A 20,048-nucleotide genomic window follows, 5' to 3' on the forward strand; every position below is an offset into this window, starting at 1 on the left:
CCATGTTGCTCAAAAAAACGGCGATCCCGGGGAGAGGATCGCCGCCAGACACCGTGGGGACGGAATTCGAAGGCTCAGAACACGGCGCGCAGCGTGACCGACCAGCGTGGCGACGAGCACTCGCGCTCGAGCTCCATGAAGTCGACGTTGTACGCCCGGTTGTTGGCCATCATCTCGGTGGCGTCGTCACCGGCAAAATCCTGTTCCAGCTGTTCGCTGCACGAGTCGAGCAGGTTGTTGCCGGTCAGGCGCAGCACGAACGACTTGCCGAGGCGCTTTTCCAGGAACACTTCCAGATTGCCGCCGTAGCTCGTGCTCTGCATTTCGCCGGGCGAATTGTGCTGGTAGGACGGCCCCTGCTTCTGGTAGCTGGCGCCGAAGCTGGCCTTCCACGCGGGAATGTCCTGGGTCACGCCGACGTTGTAGACGAACGACGGCTGGTCGTCGACGGTCACGTCGCGGCCGGTGATCGGGTTGAGCCGCTTGGAGAACAGCCGGGTGTAGTTGCCGAAGATGCCGGTGTTGGGCATGCCCAGCGCGCTCAGCGGCATCGACATGTCGAACTCCACGCCGCGGACCTTGGCGCTGCCGATGTTCTGGAACGTGTACAGGCCACCGGGGAAATCGTCCGGGTCCTGGCCGGCATCGGTGACCGGTCGCGTGGTGCGGACCATGCCGATCAGGTCGGAGATGTTGCGCTGGAACAGGTTGACGCCGACGATGCCGCTCTTGCCGATGCTGTGCTCGTAACCCAGGTCGAAGCCCAGCGAGCGCTCCATCTTCAGGTCCGGGTTGCCGATCGTCACGTCCCACTCGCCCGGCGATTCCAGGGTCACCGACGGCACCAGCTGCTCGACGCTGGGACGACGCACGGTGCGCGCCACGCTGAAACGCAGCTGGTCGGCATCGGTCAGTTTCCACTGCAGGTGCGACGACGGGTTGAGCATGAACTCGTGGCTGTCGGCGTGACCGGTGGTCTGCGCGTCCTGCACGTAGTTGACGTAGTTGGTGGTGACGTAGTCCTGCTTCGTCCGGGTCTTTTCGCCGCGCACGCCGGTAGTGAGGGTGAACGTCGGGCTGAATTCCCAGTCCACCGTGGCATAGGTGTCGAAGCGGTCTTCCTTGTAATCGAACCGCCCTTCGGTGCCCTTCTGGGTCGACTTGCTCAGGCCCGAGAGCTCCGATTCGGTATAGGTGCGGTCCTTGTTCTTGACCTGCACGCCCACCTTCAGCGTCGCCGCGTCGAGACCCATCGAGCTGGCAAGATCCGGCATGCGCCGCGTGATGGAGGCATCAGCCATCCAGTTCTTGTCATCGGCCGCCGTGCCCTTGTTCTTGTCCCGGGTATCCGGCGTGTCCTTGAAGTAGTGCTTGACCTCGCTGCCCTTGGTGCTGTTGCGGCCCAGGTAGGCCTCGAAATCGGTGCGGTCGTTGAACGAGGTGTTGAACAGCGCGGACAGGCCGTAGCTGTCCTCGTCGATCGGCGTGTTCTCGAACTTCAGTTCCGGATTGGCCAGGTCGAGGCCACCGACGCTGCCATCGCCCTCGTAGGTCCGGGTGTTCTCGTATTCGGTGCGGCGGGTCTTGATCGCGAAGGCGTCCAGCCGCAGGCTGGAGACATCGGACATGCGCCAGGTCACGTCGCCGTTGAAGGACAGGTCCTTCGACTCGCGCACGTCGCCCTGCTCTTCGCGCCCGGTCGCCCGCGACTTGCTGATGTCGTCCCAGCTCTGCAGGCCGCGACCGTTGCTGCCGGCGGCTACCGCATCGCTGAAGCCGACCGTGTCGCCGTCGACCACTTCCTGGATCGCATGCTTCTCGTTGAAGCGCTTCTGCGCGTCCACGGTCAGCGAATAGAACACCGTGTTCGCGTCGTTGCGGCCGGACCAGGACACGGCCGCATTCGGGCGGATCCGGCCGGTCTTCTTGTCCCAGGTTTCGCCCACGCGGACGATGACGCCGGGCGGCAAGGTCGCGCCGTCCTTGAGGATGATGTTGATGGTGCCGCCCACGCCCTGGCTGTCGAAGTCGGCCGATGGCGAACGGACGATCTCGATGCGATCGATGATCTCGGCGGGGATGCGGTCGACGGCGACCGAACGGTCATTGCCGATGCCGGGCACGGCGCGGCCGTTGACCAGGATCTGCGTATAGCCGTTGCCCAGGCCGCGCATTTCCGGCGCCACCGATTCGCCGACGTCGCCGACGAAGGCCACGCCCGGTACGCGACGCAGCTGGTCGCCCACCGAGACCGGCTCGAACTTGGCGAAGAACTGCTGGTCGTACACCAGCACCGGCGCCGGCACATCGATGTGGCTGCGATAGCCGATGTTGCCGGTGACCACCATCGCCTGCAGGTCGATGGCCTCCTGCTTCTTCTCATCCGCCTGCGCGGCGGCCTGATCGCCACCGCCAGCCTGGACGCCCGTAGCCGGCTGGGCGGCCTCCTGCGCAAACACCAGGCTGGGCGTAGCCAAGGCGCAACCGCTCAACAGTAGTGCCGCCTGCAACGCATTTCGACGAAAAGTGTGCATGGATCATCTACCCCCAAAGATTTGGCCACCCTCCCCTGCGACCCCCGCGGCGAAGTGCTGGCAATTCGAGAATACGAACAAAGATTCTAAAATGCAACACGTTTAGAATGTTTAGTGCAAAAAAGTTTTTGATGCCGTATGGTGGCCGCACGACAGCCAAGACACCGCGCGGGCGCAGCGGTCATCCGAGGAGAAAGGGGAATGAAAACACTGCTTCTTTACAGCGTCGCGACATCGCTTGCCCTGCTACCGGCAACGGGAACCGGCAAGTCCGCCGCACGCGACGCCGCCGCACCGGTGGTGCAGGCAAGCCTGCAGACCCAGGCCACCAGGAGCGGCAAGACCGACGCCAGCGTGATCGTCACCGGCACATCGCCTTCGGCGGTGCCACACGTGGTCGCCACCGCGGCGCTGGGCGGGCTGGAGGTCTATGGCGTCGATGGCCAGCGCCAGGCCAGCGTGCCCGCCGGCGAAGTGGCCGGTGTCGATGTCAGCTACGACTTTCCGATCGCGGGCAAGCCGCGCACGGTGCTTGCCGCGGTCGACGCCACCGGCAACCGCCTGCGCCTGTTCACCATGGACGGCGGCGTGCCGGTCGAAGCGGGCGCGCGCGCGATCCCGCTCGGCTTCGCGGTCGAAGGCGTGTGCCTGTTCCGCCAGCGGCTGGACGACGCGCTCTACGCCGTTGCGGTGGGCGACGGCGGCGAAGTGGATCAGCAGATGATCTACGCCACCGCCGACGGCAAGCTTGATGCACGCCAGGTGCGGCGGATCAGCCTTCCCTCCAAGCTGAAGCAGTGCACTGCCGACGGCGACGGCAACCTGTATGTCGCCGAGCAGGCCGTCGGCATCTGGCACCTCGACGGCAATCCCGAGGCCGACCTGTCCGCCACCCTGGTCGATGCGCCGCGACTGGGCCACCTCGGCAAGAAGGTCGAGGGCGTGGCCTTGTACGACGGCGGCAAGGGCAGCCGGTGGCTGCTCGCCGCGGACACCTCCGAAGGACGCATCAATCTCTACGACCGCGCCGATCACGATGCCTACCTGGGCAGCTTCGTCGTCACGGCACAGGGCAAGCCGCTGGACGGTCCCGGCCCGCTGTTCGCCACCAGCGTGGCGCTGGGCGCGAAGCTTCCCCACGGCGTGCTGCTGATCAGCGACGAGGACGGCGGCGCCAACCACAAGGGCGTGTCGATGGCCGACGTCGCCCGCGCGCTCAAGCTGCAGCCAGGCACGCCGCAGGACCCGCGCGCAGCGGCGAAGCCGCCATTGGCAACCGTCACCGCCCTGGTGGAAACCGTGCCGGTGGCGAGCTTCGGCGACGCGGCCGACGACCCGGCGATCTGGGCGCATCCCACCGATCCGGCAAAAAGCCTGATCGTGGCCACCGACAAGAAAGCCGGCATGTTCGTCTACGACATGCAGGGCAAGGTGGTGCAGTTCCGTCCCGACGGCAAGATGAACAACACCGACCTGCGCGACGGCTTTCCGCTGGGCGGGGACCAGGTGACCCTGGTCACCGCCAGCGACCGCACGCACAAGTCGGTGGCGATCTACCGGCTCGATCCCGACCGGCGCGAACTGGTGGACGTCGCCGACGGCGTGCAGGCTACCGGCCTGGATGACCCCTACGGACTGTGCATGTATCGCAGCCCGAAGAGCGCGAAGACCTACGTGTTCATCAACACCGGCGACGGCCTGATGCGCCAGTGGGAATTGCTCGACGCCGGCAAGGGCCGCGTGCGCATCAAGAAGGTGCGCGAGTTCCGCATGGCCAGCCAGGCCGAGGGCTGCGTCGCCGACGATGCCAGCGGCGCGCTCTACGTCGGCGAGGAAGACGTGGCCTTGTGGAAGATGGACGCCGAACCGGATGGCGGCAACGCGATGACGGCGATCGACCGCGTCGCCGGCAACAAGGCGATCAGGGACGACCTCGAAGGCGTCGGCATCTACGACCTGGGCGGCGGCCGCGGCTACATCGTGGTTTCCAGCCAGGGCAACAACACCTACGCGGTGTACCGCCGCGAGGGCGATCATGCCTACCTGGGTTCGTTCGCCGTGGTGGCCGATGGTGCGCGCGGCATCGACGGCATCTCCGAGACCGACGGGCTGGAGGTCACCAGCCGCAACCTCGGCCCCGGCTTCGAGCACGGCGCGATGATCGCCCAGGACGGTCGCAACGTGCTCCCCACGCAGAACCAGAACTACAAATACGTTCCCTGGGAGTCGATCGCCCGGGCGCTGAAGCTGGAAATGCGCTGAAACTCACAAAGACGGCGGCCTGAGGCCGCCGTCTTTGGCATCGGTGCCGCCAACGAGGCAAACTGCGCGTCTGTCCAGACGACACGCGGAACGCGCCCATGCACGGCGAATACAAGATGCCCGGCGGCAAGCTGGTGGTGATCGACCTCGAGTTGCATGGCGATCACCTGGCCAAGGTGCAGCTGAGCGGCGACTTCTTCCTGGAGCCGGACGGCGCGCTCGACCTCATCAATCGCGCGCTGGAAGGCCAGCCCGCGGCGGCCACGGAAGCGGAACTGGCCCGCGCCATCGCCGGCCCGCTCGACAGCGACGTGATGATGTACGGCATTTCGCCCGAGGCGATCGCGGTCGCCGTGCGCCGCGCCCTGCACAAGGAATCTGCAGCATGATCCGCACCGACTGGCGCGACCACGACTGGCAGCTGATCCACACCACGCCGCAATCGCCCACCCTGCACATGGCGCTGGACGACGTGCTGACCCATGAGGTCGGTGCAGGCCGCCGCGCGCCCACCCTGCGCATCTGGGAATGGGCTTCGCCCGCGGTGGTGATCGGCCGCTTCCAGTCGCTGCGCAACGAGGTCGACGCCGAGGCGGCACAACGTCACGGCATCGAGGTGGTGCGCCGGGTTTCCGGCGGCGGCGCGATGTTCATCGAGCCCGGCAACACCATCACCTATTCGATCTACGCGCCGAAGTCGCTGGTCAAGGACCTGTCGTTCCAGGAGGCCTACGCCTTCCTCGACGAATGGGTGCTCGAAGCGCTGGCCGAGCTGGGCATCAAGGCCTGGTACCAGCCGCTCAACGACATCACCTCCGAAGGCGGCAAGATCGCCGGCGCCGCCCAGGTGCATCGCGGCGGCGCGGTGCTGCACCACGTCACCATGGCCTACGACATCGACGCGACGAAGATGCTGGACGTGTTGCGCATCGGCCGCGAGAAACTGTCCGACAAGGGCACCACCAGCGCGGCCAAGCGGGTCGATCCGCTGCGCAGCCAGACCGGCCTGCCCCGCGAGGCGGTGATCGAGCACATGATCGCCACCTTCCGCCGACTGCACGGCCTCGGCGACGGCATGCTGCGGATGGATGAACTGACCCAGGCCGAGACCCTGGCGCAGTCCAAGTTCGGCAGCCGCGAATGGACGGCCGACGTGGCCTGAGCAGCTGCACGGCAGGGCCATACCTGCCATTCGTCACTTGTCAGCCGTGGTTCGCGAGGCAGAGGATCGGGCTTCCGTTCGCGCTGACAAGGAGAAGTAGATGCGTGCTTCACGACTATCCGTCCTGGTCGCCGGGCTCTGCCTGGCCTTCGCCGCCCACGCCGCCGACACCGACACCTGGAAGCTCCCGGTCGCGGTGAAGAAACTCGACAACGGCCTCACCGTGGTGGTCTCCGAAGACCACAGCTCGCCCACCGTCGGCATCAGCATGGTCTACCACGTCGGCATGCGGCTGGAGCCGCAGAATCGCACCGGCTTCGCCCACCTGTTCGAGCACCTGATGTTCGAGGGCACGCCGGACGCACCCAAGGGCACCTTCGAGCGGGTGATCCAGGGTGGCGGCGGCGTGTTCAACGGCTCCACCCGCGCCGACTACACCAACTACATCGCGTCGGCACCCTCGTCCGCGCTGGCGCCGATCCTGTGGATGGAGGCGGACCGCATGAAGTCGCTGGACTTCAGCGCGAAGAACCTGGCCAACCAGCAGAACGTGGTGAAGGAAGAGATCCGCGTCAACGTGAAGAACCAGCCCTATGGCCTGTTCTACTGGACCGATCTCAACCGTCTCGCGTTCGACAAGTGGGCCAACAACCACGACGGCTACGGCTCGTTCAAGGACCTGGACCACGCCAGCATCGCCGACGTGAAGACCTTCCACGACACCTTCTACCAGCCGGCCAATGCGGTGCTCGGCATCGCCGGCGACGTCACCCCGGCGCAGGCCTTCGCGCTGGCGCAGAAATACTTCGGCCAGCTGCCCGCCCGCGCGTTGCCGCAGCGTCCCGACGTCACCGAGCCGCTGAACACCAAGCCGCGCCACGAAGAGCAGACCGACGCGCTGGCCAAGGTGCCGGCGCTGGCGATCGGCTGGAAGATGCCGGCCCGCGGCAGCAGGGACCAGGTGCCGATGATGGTGCTGTCGCAGCTGCTGGTGGGCGACGACGCCTCGCGCTTCTACCAGGGCCTGGTCAAGGGCCGCGAGCTGCTGCTCAACATCAACGGCGGCGTGAACTTCCCGCTCGGCGACGGCAGCGACTACGCCGGGCCGACCCTGTTGGGAATGTTCGCGCTGTACAAGCCCAACGCCACGCCGGACCAGGTGCTGGCCGCGATCGACGAGGAGATCGGCAAGGTCGCCAGCGACGGCGTCGACGACGCGACCCTGGCGCGGCTGAAGACCAAGATGCTGTCGGACTGGTACGGCGGGCTGGAGTCCTTCCTCGGCCGCGCCGACACGCTGGCCAAGCTGCAGACCTTGTGGGGCGACGCCAACGTGGCCAACCGGATGCCGGGCTGGATCGAGGCGGTGAGTTCGGATGACATCAGGCGCGTGGCCCGCGCCTATCTCACCGACGCCAACCGCAGCGTGATCGTGCGCCGCCCGGCCGCTGCTGCCGCTCCCGCCACCAAGACCGCCAAGTGAGGACCGCCATGAAGACGAAGATGACATTCAGGACGCTCGCCATCGCGCTTGGCCTGGCACTGGCCGGCATGGCGCAGGCCTCCACCACCGCGTTGCCGAAGGACCTGCCCGCCTACGGCCCGGACAAGCCGCTGCCGGTGCCGCAGATCGCCCAGCGCACCCTGCCGAACGGGCTCACCGTGTGGGTGGTGCCGCGCGAGGGCCTGCCCAAGGTCAACGTGGCGCTGTCCGTGCTCGGCGGCACCGCGGCCGACGCCGCCGCCACGCCGGCGATGTCGCAGATGATGGCGCGCCTGCTCGACGAAGGCACCGCCAGCCGCAGCTCGCGCGACATCGCCGAGGCACTGCAGGCGATCGGCGGCGACTACGGCGCCGGCGCCGACGACGATGCGATCGGCATCCGCGCCAGCGCGCTGGCCTCGCACGCTTCGCAGTTGCTGGCGCTGGTGGCGGACACCGCGCTGCACCCGAGCTTCCCGGCCAACGAAGTCGCCCTGGCGAAAGCCAATGCGCTGCAGGGCCTGAAGGTGCAGGAAGCCGACCCGGACTGGCAGGCAGGCCGTGCCTTCAGCCACGCGGTCTACGGCGATCATCCGTACGCGCGCGATTCGCTGGTCGAAGCCACCGTGCAGGCCACCTCCAGCGACTCGCTGCGCGCGCTGCACGACGCCCGCTTCCGGCCCGATCGTGCCCTACTGGTGATCGTCGGGCGCATCGACGCGGACGCGGCGTTCAAGCTGGCCGAACAACAGTTCGGCAGCTGGAAGGCCGACGGCAAGGCCCTGCCCGACACTGCGCCGGCACCGCGTGAAGCAGCGCCCCAGCGGCTGCTGGTGGCACGCGACGGCGCCGTGCAGAGCAACATCCGTTATGGCCGTCCAGCCGTCCCCGCCAGCGACCCGGACTACATCCCGCTGACCGTGGCCAACACCATCCTGGGCGGCGGCTTCACCAGCCGCATCACCCAGGACATCCGCGAGGACAAGGGCTACTCGTACAGTCCGTGGTCGCGCTTCAGCGCCAGCCGCGTGGGCGGCAGCACAGTGGCCACCGTCGACGTGCGCAACGAGGTCACCGGCGCCACCCTGGCCGAACTGTCCAGGCTGTTCGACAGCATGGCCAGCCAGCCGGCCAGTGCGGAAGAACTCAACGGCGCCAAGCGCCTGGTCGGCGGCATCTACCTGCTGCGCAACCAGATCCAGGGCTCGCTGACCGGCACGCTGGCGAACTACTGGGTGGACGGCCTGCCGCCGAGTTTCCTGGGCAGCTACGTGGCCGAGGCGAACAAGGTCACCGCCGCGCAGGTGCAGGCGATGGGCCGCAAGTATTTCGCCGCGAAGGATCAGAGCATCGTGATCGTTGGCGACCCCAAGGCGATCGATGCGCAGCTGAAGCCGTACGGGACGTTTGCGGCGTTCAAGCCCTGAAGAGCGACCCCAACTCTCCCCTGCACGCAGGGGAGGGAGCAAGGCTGCGCACCCGGCCTTACCCATACAAGAAGCAGGCTCACAACAGCGGCAGGATGTGCTCGCGGCTGAGCTGGGCCACCGGCACGTCGGGCCGGGCCGGATCGATCCAGCGAAGTTCGGCGATCTCGGCCTGGGCCGTGATCGTGCCGCGCACTGCCACCGCGTAGACGGCCGCCTCGACCACGTGGCCGGGCTCGTTGGCCGCCGGCGCGCGGCAATGGCACAGCAGGCGGGCCGAGTCACGCAGCAGTTCGCAACCCAGTTCCTCGCGCAGCTCGCGGGCCAGCGTGGCCAGTTCGTCGAGATCGTCCGGATCGCGCTTGCCGCCGGGCTGCTGGAACACCGTGGCGCCGTGCTTGCGTACCAGCAGGCTGCGCCCCGCCGCATCGCGGAGCACCGCAGCGACGATGCGGATGACCGGTTCCGCGCTCACAGCCGGGTGTACGACCACGACTGCATGCGGCCGTCCTTGTATGGCATCACGCCGTGGAACGGGCGCGGGTCGGCGTCGAACACCAGCGGCAGGAAGTGGCGGTCGCCTTCCCACATCGGCAGGGTCAGCAGGCGTTCCAGCGCGACCCATTCCAGGGTGCCTTCGGGATTGACCATGAACGGCGTGCCCGCGTAGCGGTCGATCACGAAGATGAAGCCGAGCCAGTCCTCGCCCTGCTTGCCGAAGCCGGGCCAGTTCAGCGTGCCGCGCAACTGCATCGACTCGCAGGTGATGCCGGCCTCCTCCAGGATCTCGCGCTGCATGCAGGCGGCGATGTCCTCGCCCGGTTCCATCTTGCCGCCCAGGCCGTTGTACTTGCCCAGGTGCTGGTCGTCCGGGCGAGCATTGCGATGGATCATCAGCACTTCGCTGCGATCGGGCGACAACACGTAACCGAGGGTTGCCACTATCGGCGTATAGGGCATGGGCGGGCACCGGGGAAAAGCGCAAGTTTAACGGCAGCCGGGCTCCGGCGCAGGCGGCGGACTTGCACGCGCAACGCAGGGCGGCGACCATCGACGCATGGCTTCTTCTCCCCCGCTCCACCCCCGCCCCCGCCATTCCCGATGGCAGCGCGCGCTGTTGCCCCTGTTGCTGCTGTTCGGCGCACCCGGTTGCGCGCCCACGGCGCAGGCACTGGCCAGCGGCGAGATCGCCTTCGAAGGACAGAACTACCGGATCGTGCACGTCGATCTCAGGCGCGAGACCCTGTCCCTGCACTGGCGCGACCCGCAGAGCGGCCAGCCCTTCAGCAGCATCGAGACGCTGCGCCAGTGGGGCGAGCAGCACGGCCGGCACCTGCTGTTTGCCGCCAACGCCGGCATCTACGACCACAAGTTCGCACCGCTCGGCCTGTACGTGGAAAACGGCAAGACCGTGGTGCCGCTGAACCTGGCCCACGGCAATCCGGCCTCGGGCAATTTCTCGCTGCTGCCGAACGGCGTGTTCGCGGTGTATCCGGACGGCCACGCCGCGGTGCGCACCAGCGCCGCGTTCAAGGCTGACGGCAAGAGCGCGAAGTGGGCCACCCAGTCCGGCCCGATGCTGCTGATCGACGGCAAGCTCAACGAGCAGTTCGTCGACGATTCCTCCAGCCTGAAATGGCGCAGCGGCGTCTGCGTGAAAACCCCGACCGAAGTGGTCTTTGCCGTGAGCGAGGCGCCGGTGAACTTCCATACGTTTGGACGGCTGTTCCGCGACAAGCTGGGCTGCCGCGACGCGCTGTACCTCGATGGCAGCATCTCGCAGCTGTACGTGGACGGCGAAGGCTACGCCGGCGCGCCGGCCTTCATGGTCAAGCCGTACGCGGGCATCTTCGCGGTGTTCGCCAAGCCATGACGACGCGTCGTCGCCGCATCCTGCGCATCGCGCTGCCGAGCCTGCTGGCGCTGCTGCTGGCCGCCTTCCTCGTCGGCTGGTACCTGTTCGCCGGCAGCCGCGCCCGGCTCGACGGCACGCGCCAGACCACCGGCCTGTCCGCTCCGGTCAGCATCCGTCGCGATGCGCTGGGCACGGTCACCATCGAGGGGAAGAATCGCACCGACATCAGCTATGCACTGGGCTACGTGCATGCACAGGAGCGCTTCTTCGCGATGGACCTGATGCGCCGCGTGAGCGCCGGCGAACTGTCCGCGCTGGTCGGGCCGGCCGCACTGAAGGTCGACCTCAACCACCGTCGCCATCGGCTGCGCGCCGTGGTCGAAGCCGCCTATGCGCAGATGGCTCCCGCCGCGAAGCACGAACTTGACCGCTACCGCGACGGCGTCAATGCCGGCCTGGCCGACCTGCGGGTGAAGCCATGGGAATACCTGCTGCTGGGCATCCAGCCGCAACCGTGGCGCTCGGAAGACAGCGCGCTGGTGATCGCGGCGATGTACCTGGACCTCAACAGCGACGGCCGCAACGAACGCGAGCTGCGCATGGCGCAGATGCGCGCGGTGCTGCCCGGTTCGCTGGTGGATTTCCTGCTCGCGCCCGACCCCGACTGGGAAGCCCCGCTGAGCGGTCGGCTGTCACGCACGCCGGTGCTGCCCGCCGCCAGCGTGTTCGACCTGCGCCAGCTCGCACCGACTGCAGCGTCGACGGCGCTGGCCGCTACGCTGGCACCGGCGCTGGATGCACCGCGCCCCGGCAGCAACAACTTCGCCGTGGCCGGCACGCTCACCGGCAACGGCGCGGCGATGCTGGCCAACGACATGCACCTGGGCCTGCGCGTGCCGAACATCTGGTTCCGCACCCGCCTGCGCTATCCCGATTCCGGCGCGCCGAACGGCCAGCGCGACGTCAACGGCGTCAGCCTGCCCGGCACGCCGGCGGTCATCGTCGGTTCCAACGGCCAGATCGCCTGGGGCTTCACCAACAGCTACGGCGACTGGCAGGACTGGGTGCGCGTGCTGCGCGATCCGGCCGACCCGACGCGCTACAAGGTGCCGGACGGTTGGGCGAACATCGAAACCCACGACGAGCACATCCGGGTCAAGGGTCGGCCCGACACCATCCTCAAGGTCGAGGACACCCGCTGGGGCCCGATCATGGGCCAGGACGCCGACGGCACGCCGCTGGCGCTGGCGTGGATCGCCGGCCGGCCGCACGGCTACAACCTCGACCTGATGCAGCTGGAGCACACGCCCGACGTGGCTGCGGCGCTGGACCTCGCGCCGCATCTCGGCATGCCGCCGCAGAACCTGCTGGTCGCCGACAGCCACGGCAACATCGGCTGGACCCTCGCCGGCAACAGCATCCCGCTGCGCGCGGGGATCGACCCGCTGCTGCCGTCGGACTGGTCGAAACCCGGCAGTGGCTGGCAGGGCTGGGCCGCACCCGAGCGTTACCCGCGCATCGAGAATCCCGCCGATGGCCGACTGTGGACGGCCAACAACCGCACCGTCGACGGCGACGCGCTGGCCCTGCTCGGCAACGGCGGCCACGACCTCGGCGCCCGCGCCCAGCAGATCCGCGACGACTTGCGCGCCCGCCCCAGTTTCACCCCGGGCAACCTGCTCGACATCCAGCTGGACAACCGCGCGGTGTTCCTCGCACGCTGGCAGCGCCTGCTGCAGGACACCCTGGCCGGCAGCACCGACCCGGCGCTGCAGCAACTGCGCCAGCTCACCGCCACCTGGCGCGGCCGCGCCGCGGTGGACAGCGTCGACTACCGGCTGGTGCGCGCGTTCCGCAACCAGGTCAGCGAGGCCGTGCTGGCGCCGTTCGCCGCCCGCGTGAAACAGCGTTACGCAGACTTCAGCTGGCCCGGCGAAAACAGCGCCGAAGCCGCCGTGTGGACGCTGATCCACGCGCGGCCGCCGCAACTGCTCGACCCGCGATATCCCGACTGGCATGCCCTGCTCGTGGACGCCGCGAAACAGGTGACGACCGAACTCGGCGGGCAACCGGGCGGCCTCGCCGCCCGCAGCTGGGGCGAGCGCAACCGCGCCGACATCCGCCACCCGCTATCCGCCGCGTTGCCGCGCTGGCTCGGCCACTACATCGACATGCCCGACCAGCCGATCCCCGGCGACAACAACATGCCCCACGTCGCCGCGCCCGGCTTCGGCGCGTCCGAGCACCTGGACGTCGCGCCCGGCCACGAAGCCGACGCCATCCTCAACATGCCCGGTGGCCAGAGCGACCACCCGCTGTCGCCGTATTTCGGCGCGGGTCACGAAGACTGGGTCGCGGGACGACCGACCCCACTGCTGCCGGGTTCAACCGTGCACACGCTGACCCTGCAACCCGCCACGCGCTGACCGTCATCCGGAGATCGCGGGCTGGCGAGCGCTTCGAAGGCTCACGTCTCCAGCGCGGCTGCCACCGTCTCAGGCAAGGTATTCAGCGAGAAGGGCTTCTGCAGCACGCGATAGACCAGCGCCTGCAGCGCTGGCGGCAGCGGCGATGGCGCGTAACCGGTCATCAGGATCACCTTCAGTTCCGGACGCAGCGTCTTGCCGATCCGTGCGACCGTATAGCCGTCGATGTCGGGCAGCTTGATGTCGCTCAGCAACACGTCGATGCGCTGGTCGGATTTCAGCGCCTCGACCCCGCTGCTGCCGTCGCTGGCTTCGACGACGCCGTAACCCGCGTCCTGCAGGTTTTCCATGACCAGTTCGCGCAGGAAGGCCTCGTCTTCGACAAGCAGGATGCATGGTGCGGAGGGATCGGGGGAAGACATTACGCTACCTCGGAGGTCGCTTCGTCGGCGACGTGCGGCAAGACGATGTGGATGGTGGTGCCGCGACCGGGCTCGCTGTCGATGCTGGCCAGTCCGCGGGACTGCACGGTGAAACCGAAGATGGTGCTGAGGCCCAGGCCGGTGCCCTTGCCGACCGGCTTGGTGGTGAAGAATGGCTCGAAGGCCTTGCGGCGAACTTCCTCGCTCATGCCCATGCCGTTGTCGACCACCCGCAGATGCACGTAGTCGCCGTCCGGCAGGCCTTCCATGGGGTGATCGGCATCGATGCGCAGGTCGTCCACGCCGATGACGATGCGCCCGCCGTCAGGCATCGCATCGCGCGCGTTGACGACCAGGTTCAGTATCGTGTTTTCCATCTGGTTGGCATCGCACAGCACGGGGCGATGCGAGTCGAGCCGGTAATCGATTTCCACGCCGCTGCCCACCGAATGCTCCAGCAGCGGGTGGATGTCGCGAACCAGCACATCCAGCCGCAGCGACCGGGGCGACAGCGGCTGTTGCCGCGCGAAGCTGAGCAGGCGCTGGGTCAGGCTGGCCGCCCGATCGATGCCGTCCTGCGCCACGTCGAGGTAGTGCCTGATCCGCTGTTCCCGCGCTTCGCGGCCATCGTCTGACTCGCGCTCGCGCGGCGGCGAGGCGGGCGTGCCATCAGCCGACGGGTCGCCCTGCAGCAGCTTCTGTTGCAGCAGGGTGAGACTGCTCTTGATGATCATCAGCAGATTGTTGAAGTCGTGCGCGATGCCGCCGGAAAGCTGGCCGATGGCTTCCATCTTCTGGCTCTGCCGCAGCGCCTCTTCGGTCCGCGCGCGCTGCGCCATCTCGATGTTGAGTCGCTCGTTGGCGTCGGCCAGTTCGGTGGCGCGCCGGTGCAGGGCATCGTGGGCGCGGGTCAGCACGCCCTGCGCCACCGCCAGCGCGGAAAGCATCAGCACCGCCATGATGGTCAGGAGCGCCACGCCGCTGTAGCGCGCCAGTTGCACCATCAGCGGCGTGTCTGCGGCGCGCAGATACACCCGGCCGACGGTGGTGGCGCCCTGGCGCGCCGGCACTTCCACCAGTTGCCGCTGGTGCGGCGCGCGGCCGTCAGCGGCCGGGCTGTCGACGATCGGCTCGCTGCCCGCCCGCTGGAAGCCGGCCACCTGGCGATGCGCCTCGTTGTACACCGCCGCCGCATCCAGCCGGGGGTCCAGCATCAGGGCGTTCACGTATTCCTGCGCGGCCGCGCGATCATCGAACGCGATCGCCGCGGTCACGCTGGCGGCCAGGATATTGGCCTGGGTGATCAGCTGGTGTCGCCGCTCGACCCGCGCCGAATGGTATTGGTAGGCAGCGGCAAGCGCGCCGGCGATCAGCAGCATGCCGGCCGCGACCAGCAGCATCACGGGCCGGAACGTGTAGGGCCGGTGGTCCGCGCGTGCCTTCATCGCGAATTGACCTTCAGGGCCAGGCTCAACAGCTTCGAACTGATCGTGAGATGGTTGCGTGCGGCGGCGGCGATATTGATCTCGAAGCCGACCCGGCCCTGGCGTATCACGAACTGCACGATGCCCTGCTCATCCGGCGCGGCGGAGTCGACCACGGTCAGCACCGGCTTGCCGTCCACCGCAGCCAGCGCCTGCCGCGTGGTCTGCGCCGGCAGCTGACTGATGAAGGCGATCTGGCAACCCGCGTCAGCTGTCAGTGCATCCAGCCGGAGCACTTCAAAGGCATGCGTGCCGAAGCGACGCCCGGCCACCGCGTCGGCCAGAAAGCCGCGGAACGGATCGCCGCCGACCACGCAAATCCTGAAAGGCACATCCGGGCTGGCGAACTCTTCGGGCGGCCAGTTGACGAAGGGCGCCAGCTTGTAGAGATACGTCGCCTTGACCGCGTACTCCAGCGAGATCGCCGGTGGCACTGGCGACGCCTGTCGTGGCAATTGCACCGCGTTCGCCGCCGCTACACCCGTCGCGTACAACAGCAGGGCGACCAGACAGGCCGGGCCGCGGGCACGCACCGCGTGCCATCCCGTGCGCAACGCGGCCACGGCACGCAGGGCGTGTCCGGACGCAGCGCGACGGGGCGAGATCGGCATGTGCTCAGAATTTCAGGTGGGCATCGAACAGCACGCTGCGTCCGATGCGGTCGCTGTCCGGGAACACGTATTCCTGATGCCACGAGTGCAGCAGGCTGGAGCCGGACAAGGCGAGATCCAGTTTCTCATTCACCCGCCAGGCCAGTCGCGCGTCGAGCTCCACGTAGCCGGGCACCTTCGGGTCCGGCAAGGCACTGACCCCGCGCAGTTCGGCCACCAGAGTCCAGCGATCCGAGAGGTTCATCACCGACCGGATGAAACCGTGACGCTCGGGGTCATCGCCGGCCTGCGACAGGCCCAGCAGGCCGCTCGCACCCGGCTTGAAGCGCAGCCGTTGCCGCTGCGTGGCGAAGCCTGCGCCCAGACGCCAGGAGTCGCCGATCGCGTAGCTGCCCCACGCTTCCAGCCCCCAGGTATGGCCTTCCATGCCATTGCCCCACAGCAATGGAAGCAGCGTGGGGGAATACTCGATGGTCCGCAGGTCGTCGTAGACGTTGTAGTACACCGAAACCGACACGGTCGCCCGGGTGGCCACCTGTGCCCGCCAGCCGGCTTCATAGGCGGTCAGCTGCTCGCGTCTGAAGTCCGGATTGCCGACCAGGAACGTGGTCGAACCGAGTTTCTCGATGACATCCTGGTCGAACGGCGTGGGCGTGCGCACCGCACGCGAAGCGGCCGCCCACAGCAGCACGTTCCCGCCCGGCTTCCATGACAGTTTTCCGCTGGGCATCAGCGACACGCCCGAGTAGGGATCGTCCTCGGCCTTGAGGCCCAGCGTCAGCTGCACGCGCGGGCCCAGCCCGATCTGGTCCTGCACGAACGCGTTCGCCAGGTTCTGCGTGTTCACCGCCGGGTCCCACAGCAGTGAACTGGCCGGACTGATCCGCGGCTTGATGTCGTAGCGATAGTTCCGGTTGCCCGCGCCCCAGACGACCTGGTTGTGCTCGCCCAGGGCGAAGTTGTGCTGCAGCTCGATGTCCCAGGTGTCGAGCGCGAAACCTTCTCCACTGGCGTCGTTGCGACGATGCACATGATCGTAATAGGCCTGCACCTGGAAGCCCGAGGTGTCGCTGATCACATGCTGCCAGCGCGCCAGCACGTCGCCTTCGGTGCTGCGCGAGTCGGGCGCGCCGGCCTGCTCGACGCGGCCATCGTGCAGGTCGCCCTGCAGCATGACGGCATCGGCCGCACCGCCATCCCAGTCCAGCCGGAAACCGACCTGTGGATTGCTCCAGCCGTTGCGCGCGTCGTGCCCGGCGCTGTTGTCGAACGAATCCCGGCGAACGTCCCGCGCGTAGACCCGGTAATGCGCGTGTTGTCCCAGCACGCCGCCGTATTGCACGGACGCGCCGCGCTGCAGGTTGCCCACGCCCACGTGCAGCACCCCGCCCCGGGTGTCGGCAGCCTTGCGGGTGATGATGTTGATCACGCCGTTGACGGCATTGGCGCCCCACAACGCACCACCGGGACCGCTGATGACTTCGATGCGTTCGATGTTCTCGGGCAGCACGTACTGGTCATCCCAGTACATGCCGGAGAAGATCGGCGAATACACGCTGCGACCATCGATCAGCACCAGCAGCTTGTTGGGGAAATTCTGCGCGGTGTTGTTGCCGCTGAACCCCCGCGCGGTGATCACGTAGTTGCTCGGACTGGTCTGGAAGACCGCCAGGTTGGGCGCCAGTCGCAGGATGTCCGGCAGGCTGGTGGCGCCCGATCGCAGGATGTCGTCGTGGCCGATCACGTACACCGCTGCCGCGGCGTCGCCCAGCGGTTCGGGGGTCTTCGCCACCGAGGAGACCACCACCTTGCCCAGGTCCTCCAGCGAAAGATGGCTGAGATCCTGCGGCAGTGACACTGCGCTGGCCACGTCGACCGACAGCGCCAACAGACCCAGCGCGACCACGCCGGGCCGACACGCGCGCATCGCCATGCTCCTCATGTCGCGATCCTTACGCAAGCGCTACCCGAACAGCACATGAAAGCCCCCTGGCACGCCCCGGATGCCGGCATCGGGCGATATTATGCCGCCGATGCTCATGGCGACATGTCTAGGGCTTCTTCACACTTCGCGGTGGCACCTCCCTTCGCCTTGTGCCAGGCGCTCGCCCCGCGCCTATCCCAGCAGGCGTTCGCACACCGCCCGATACAGCGCCGGAAGCGCGTCCAGATCCGCCACGTCCACGCATTCGTCCACCTTGTGGATGGTGGCGTTGACCGGGCCGAGCTCGACCACTTCGGCACCCATCGGGGCGACGAAGCGCCCGTCAGAGGTACCACCCCCGGTGCTCTGCTCGGGATCGATGCCGCACAGTTCGCGGCAGACCGCCACCACGGTTTCGCGCAGGACACCGCCGGCTGGCGTGAGGAAGGGTTCGCCGGAGAGGTTCCAGTCCAGCGCGAAGTCCAGGCCGTGTCGTTGCAGGATCGCCTCGGTGCGGACACGCAGATCCTCGGCGCGGCTGGCGGTGCAGTAGCGGAAGTTGATCAGCGCGGTGAGTTCGCCGGGGATCACGTTGGTGGCGCCGGTGCCGGCGTTGAGATTGGAGAACTGGAACGAGGTGGGCGGGAAGTCGTCATTGCCTTCGTCCCAGCGTTCGGCAGCCAGTTCGGTCAGCGCGGGGGCAAATGCATGGATCGGGTTCAGCGCCTTCTCGGGATACGCCACGTGGCCCTGCACGCCCCGCACCACCAGCGTGCCGGACAGCGATCCGCGGCGGCCCACGCGAATCAGGTCGCCCAGCCGTTCCTTCGAGGACGGTTCGCCCACCACGCACCAGTCGATGCGTTCACCGCGTTCGCGAAAATGTTCGACCACTCGCCGCACGCCGTCGAGATTGGTCGGGCCTTCCTCGTCGCTGGTCAGCAGCAGGCCGACGCGGCCACGATGCGCGGGATGCGCCGCCACGAACTGCTCCAGCGCCACCACCATCGCGGCAACCGAGCCCTTCATGTCGGCCGCGCCTCGGCCGTATAGACGTCCGTTCCGGACGGCCGGCTCGAACGGCGGACTTTGCCAGGAGGCTTCCGGGCCGCTGGGCACCACGTCGGTGTGGCCGAGGAACGCCAGCGTCGGGCCGGCGTCGCCATGGGTGGCCCACAGGTTGTCGACTTCGCCGTAGCGCAGGTGCTCGACGCGAAAACCCGCACGCGCCAGCCGTCCGCCGATCAGCGGCAGGCAACCGGCATCTTCCGGCGTTACCGAACGGCGGCGGATCAGCTCACAGGCAAGCTCGAAGACGTCGGACATGGGCACTCGCGATAGTCACGCAGGGCAAGAGCCGCAGCATACCAAGCGCGCCCTGCCCGGGGGCTCAACCGGTCAGCACCACGCCCAGCAGATGGCCCACCCCGTAGGTGATCGCGGCGGCCGCGGCGGTGATGCCGAACTGGCGGGCGATCGAGAACAGCATGCTGCGCCCGGTGAACAGCGAGGTGCCGATGCCGATCAGGGCCAGCCCGGCGGCGGTGGAGCACGCGCTGGCCAGCATGGCGACATCGCCGCCGAGGAAGAAGTACGGCGCCACCGGAAACAGCGCGCCACAGGCGAACAGGCAGAACGAGGAGATCGCCGCGCCCCAGGCCGAGCCGCCCAGTTCAGCCGGGTCGACGCCCAGGTCTTCGCGCACCAGCATGTCCAGCGCCGCGCGCGGCGTTTCGGCCACGTGCCCGGCCAGGTGTTCGGCCGCCGCCGGTTCCAGTCCCTTGTCGCGATAGATGCCGGCGATGTGTGCCAGGCCGTCTTCCGGCGCCACTGCCAGGCGCTCGGCGCGCTCGGTGATCTGCGCCTGGTAGAACTCGCGCGAACTGTTGACCGACAGCCATTCGCCCAGCGCCATCGAGCATGCCCCGGCGACCAGTCCGGCCAGACCGGCCAGCAGCACGGCGCGATCACCCGAGGCAGCACCGGCCATGCCCATCACCAGGCTGACGTTGGAAACCAGCCCGTCGTTGGCGCCGAGCACGGCGGCGCGCAAGGTGTTGCCGCTCTGGGCGCGATGGCGCAATCCGTGCGGACCGGCCGGCTGCGGCAACGGGAAATGGTCGCGATGGCCGCTGCGATCGACCGGCGTGACGGCATGGTCGGCGTGTTCCAGCCGCACCACGGTCGGCATCACGAACTCGGTGCCGAAGCGTTGCGCGAACCAGCTCAACGTGCGCACGCGCAAGCCGATCCGCGGCGACGGCACGGCCTCGCCCAGTTCGCGCAGGCGCTCCTCCCAGAACTGCGCATTGGCCCGCTCGCCCGCCGCGATGCGTCGATAGGCCTGGCTCAGTCGCGCATCATCGGCCAGCTCGGCTAGCCGCGCGTACAGTACGGCGTTGTCGCGCTCGATGCGAAGGTTGCTGCGGAAGCGGCGGATGCGGTGCGTACTCATCGT

Annotated in this window: 16 protein-coding genes; 7 read left to right on the plus strand and 9 right to left on the minus strand. The window is 67.9% G+C overall.

Annotation, left to right across the window (positions count from 1 at the left end; genetic code table 11):
* Window positions 1-74: 74 nt before the first annotated feature.
* Complete coding sequence (locus ASD55_RS16005; protein ID WP_056767699.1) at window positions 75-2,477, minus strand: TonB-dependent receptor; 2,403 nt, start codon at window positions 2,475-2,477, stop codon at window positions 75-77.
* Between the two features lie 258 nt (window positions 2,478-2,735).
* Here ASD55_RS16005 and ASD55_RS16010 point away from each other — a divergent pair, with 258 nt between their 5' ends.
* The 5 genes from ASD55_RS16010 (at window position 2,736) to ASD55_RS16030 (ending at window position 8,868) form a co-directional block, all read left to right on the plus strand.
* On the plus strand, window positions 2,736-4,796 hold the full coding sequence (locus ASD55_RS16010) for a phytase (RefSeq protein WP_056767702.1): 2,061 nt from the start codon (window positions 2,736-2,738) through the stop codon (window positions 4,794-4,796).
* Window positions 4,797-4,894: 98 nt separating this feature from the next.
* Entirely contained in the window at window positions 4,895-5,185 is a 291-nt protein-coding gene (locus ASD55_RS16015) for a hypothetical protein (protein ID WP_056716359.1), read from the plus strand.
* Window positions 5,182-5,958: a biotin/lipoate A/B protein ligase family protein gene (locus tag ASD55_RS16020; RefSeq protein WP_056716361.1), complete on the plus strand. Its 777-nt coding sequence runs from the start codon at window positions 5,182-5,184 to the stop codon at window positions 5,956-5,958. Before ASD55_RS16015 ends, ASD55_RS16020 begins: the two co-directional genes overlap by 4 nt.
* A gap of 100 nt (window positions 5,959-6,058) precedes the next feature.
* Entirely contained in the window at window positions 6,059-7,441 is a 1,383-nt protein-coding gene (locus ASD55_RS16025; RefSeq protein ID WP_056767705.1) for a pitrilysin family protein, read from the plus strand.
* Window positions 7,442-7,449: 8 nt separating this feature from the next.
* Entirely contained in the window at window positions 7,450-8,868 is a 1,419-nt protein-coding gene (locus ASD55_RS16030) for a pitrilysin family protein (protein WP_235577848.1), read from the plus strand.
* A 79-nt stretch (window positions 8,869-8,947) separates the two neighbouring features.
* On the opposite strand, the gene ASD55_RS16035 is transcribed toward ASD55_RS16030, so the two are convergent.
* Window positions 8,948-9,343, minus strand: coding sequence for an NUDIX domain-containing protein (locus tag ASD55_RS16035; protein WP_056767708.1), 396 nt, complete (start codon window positions 9,341-9,343; stop codon window positions 8,948-8,950).
* A complete protein-coding gene (locus tag ASD55_RS16040; protein WP_056767711.1) occupies window positions 9,340-9,828 on the minus strand; it encodes an 8-oxo-dGTP diphosphatase in 489 nt (162 codons plus the stop codon). The genes ASD55_RS16035 and ASD55_RS16040 overlap by 4 nt, the downstream gene beginning before the upstream one ends.
* Before the next feature lie 157 nt (window positions 9,829-9,985).
* Here ASD55_RS16040 and ASD55_RS16045 point away from each other — a divergent pair, with 157 nt between their 5' ends.
* A complete protein-coding gene (locus tag ASD55_RS16045; RefSeq protein ID WP_235577849.1) occupies window positions 9,986-10,741 on the plus strand; it encodes a phosphodiester glycosidase family protein in 756 nt (251 codons plus the stop codon).
* Window positions 10,738-13,149, plus strand: a complete 2,412-nt coding sequence (locus ASD55_RS16050; RefSeq protein ID WP_056767716.1) for a penicillin acylase family protein — start codon at window positions 10,738-10,740, stop codon at window positions 13,147-13,149. Before ASD55_RS16045 ends, ASD55_RS16050 begins: the two co-directional genes overlap by 4 nt.
* A 41-nt stretch (window positions 13,150-13,190) precedes the next feature.
* Here ASD55_RS16050 and ASD55_RS16055 read toward each other — a convergent pair whose 3' ends face one another.
* From ASD55_RS16055 to ASD55_RS16080, 6 genes are all read right to left on the minus strand, one after another.
* Window positions 13,191-13,571: a response regulator gene (locus ASD55_RS16055; RefSeq protein WP_056767719.1), complete on the minus strand. Its 381-nt coding sequence runs from the start codon at window positions 13,569-13,571 to the stop codon at window positions 13,191-13,193.
* The gene (locus ASD55_RS16060; RefSeq protein ID WP_056767720.1) at window positions 13,571-15,016 is read right to left on the minus strand and encodes an ATP-binding protein; all 1,446 of its coding nucleotides are present in this window, start codon (window positions 15,014-15,016) and stop codon (window positions 13,571-13,573) included. The genes ASD55_RS16055 and ASD55_RS16060 overlap by 1 nt, the downstream gene beginning before the upstream one ends.
* Window positions 15,013-15,666 (minus strand): YfiR family protein, encoded by a 654-nt coding sequence (locus tag ASD55_RS16065; protein WP_056767723.1) that lies wholly within the window; start codon window positions 15,664-15,666, stop codon window positions 15,013-15,015. Before ASD55_RS16065 ends, ASD55_RS16060 begins: the two co-directional genes overlap by 4 nt.
* Window positions 15,667-15,670: 4 nt before the next feature.
* The gene (locus ASD55_RS16070) at window positions 15,671-17,608 is read right to left on the minus strand and encodes a TonB-dependent receptor (protein WP_082542829.1); all 1,938 of its coding nucleotides are present in this window, start codon (window positions 17,606-17,608) and stop codon (window positions 15,671-15,673) included.
* Between the two features lie 174 nt (window positions 17,609-17,782).
* Window positions 17,783-18,916, minus strand: a complete 1,134-nt coding sequence (gene dapE, locus ASD55_RS16075; RefSeq protein ID WP_056767728.1) for a succinyl-diaminopimelate desuccinylase — start codon at window positions 18,914-18,916, stop codon at window positions 17,783-17,785.
* 64 nt (window positions 18,917-18,980) lie between these two features.
* Window positions 18,981-20,045 (minus strand): VIT1/CCC1 transporter family protein, encoded by a 1,065-nt coding sequence (locus ASD55_RS16080; protein ID WP_056767731.1) that lies wholly within the window; start codon window positions 20,043-20,045, stop codon window positions 18,981-18,983.
* Window positions 20,046-20,048: the final 3 nt, after the last annotated feature.

This window comes from Rhodanobacter sp. Root561 (assembly GCF_001427365.1).
In the GTDB taxonomy this organism is placed as follows: domain Bacteria; phylum Pseudomonadota; class Gammaproteobacteria; order Xanthomonadales; family Rhodanobacteraceae; genus Rhodanobacter.

Bases quoted from the DNA above. Each gene is read 5' to 3' on its own strand.
- ASD55_RS16015 (WP_056716359.1), top strand. From the start codon at position 4,895: ATGCACGGCGAATACAAGATGCCCGGCGGCAAGCTGGTGGTGATCGAC.
- ASD55_RS16080 (WP_056767731.1), bottom strand. From the start codon at position 20,045: ATGAGTACGCACCGCATCCGCCGCTTCCGCAGCAACCTTCGCATCGAG.
- ASD55_RS16010 (WP_056767702.1), top strand. From the start codon at position 2,736: ATGAAAACACTGCTTCTTTACAGCGTCGCGACATCGCTTGCCCTGCTA.
- ASD55_RS16060 (WP_056767720.1), bottom strand. From the start codon at position 15,016: ATGAAGGCACGCGCGGACCACCGGCCCTACACGTTCCGGCCCGTGATG.
- ASD55_RS16065 (WP_056767723.1), bottom strand. From the start codon at position 15,666: ATGCCGATCTCGCCCCGTCGCGCTGCGTCCGGACACGCCCTGCGTGCC.
- ASD55_RS16055 (WP_056767719.1), bottom strand. From the start codon at position 13,571: ATGTCTTCCCCCGATCCCTCCGCACCATGCATCCTGCTTGTCGAAGAC.
- ASD55_RS16050 (WP_056767716.1), top strand. From the start codon at position 10,738: ATGACGACGCGTCGTCGCCGCATCCTGCGCATCGCGCTGCCGAGCCTG.
- ASD55_RS16020 (WP_056716361.1), top strand. From the start codon at position 5,182: ATGATCCGCACCGACTGGCGCGACCACGACTGGCAGCTGATCCACACC.
- ASD55_RS16030 (WP_235577848.1), top strand. From the start codon at position 7,450: ATGAAGACGAAGATGACATTCAGGACGCTCGCCATCGCGCTTGGCCTG.
- ASD55_RS16025 (WP_056767705.1), top strand. From the start codon at position 6,059: ATGCGTGCTTCACGACTATCCGTCCTGGTCGCCGGGCTCTGCCTGGCC.
- ASD55_RS16070 (WP_082542829.1), bottom strand. From the start codon at position 17,608: ATGAGGAGCATGGCGATGCGCGCGTGTCGGCCCGGCGTGGTCGCGCTG.
- dapE (WP_056767728.1), bottom strand. From the start codon at position 18,916: ATGTCCGACGTCTTCGAGCTTGCCTGTGAGCTGATCCGCCGCCGTTCG.
- ASD55_RS16040 (WP_056767711.1), bottom strand. From the start codon at position 9,828: ATGCCCTATACGCCGATAGTGGCAACCCTCGGTTACGTGTTGTCGCCC.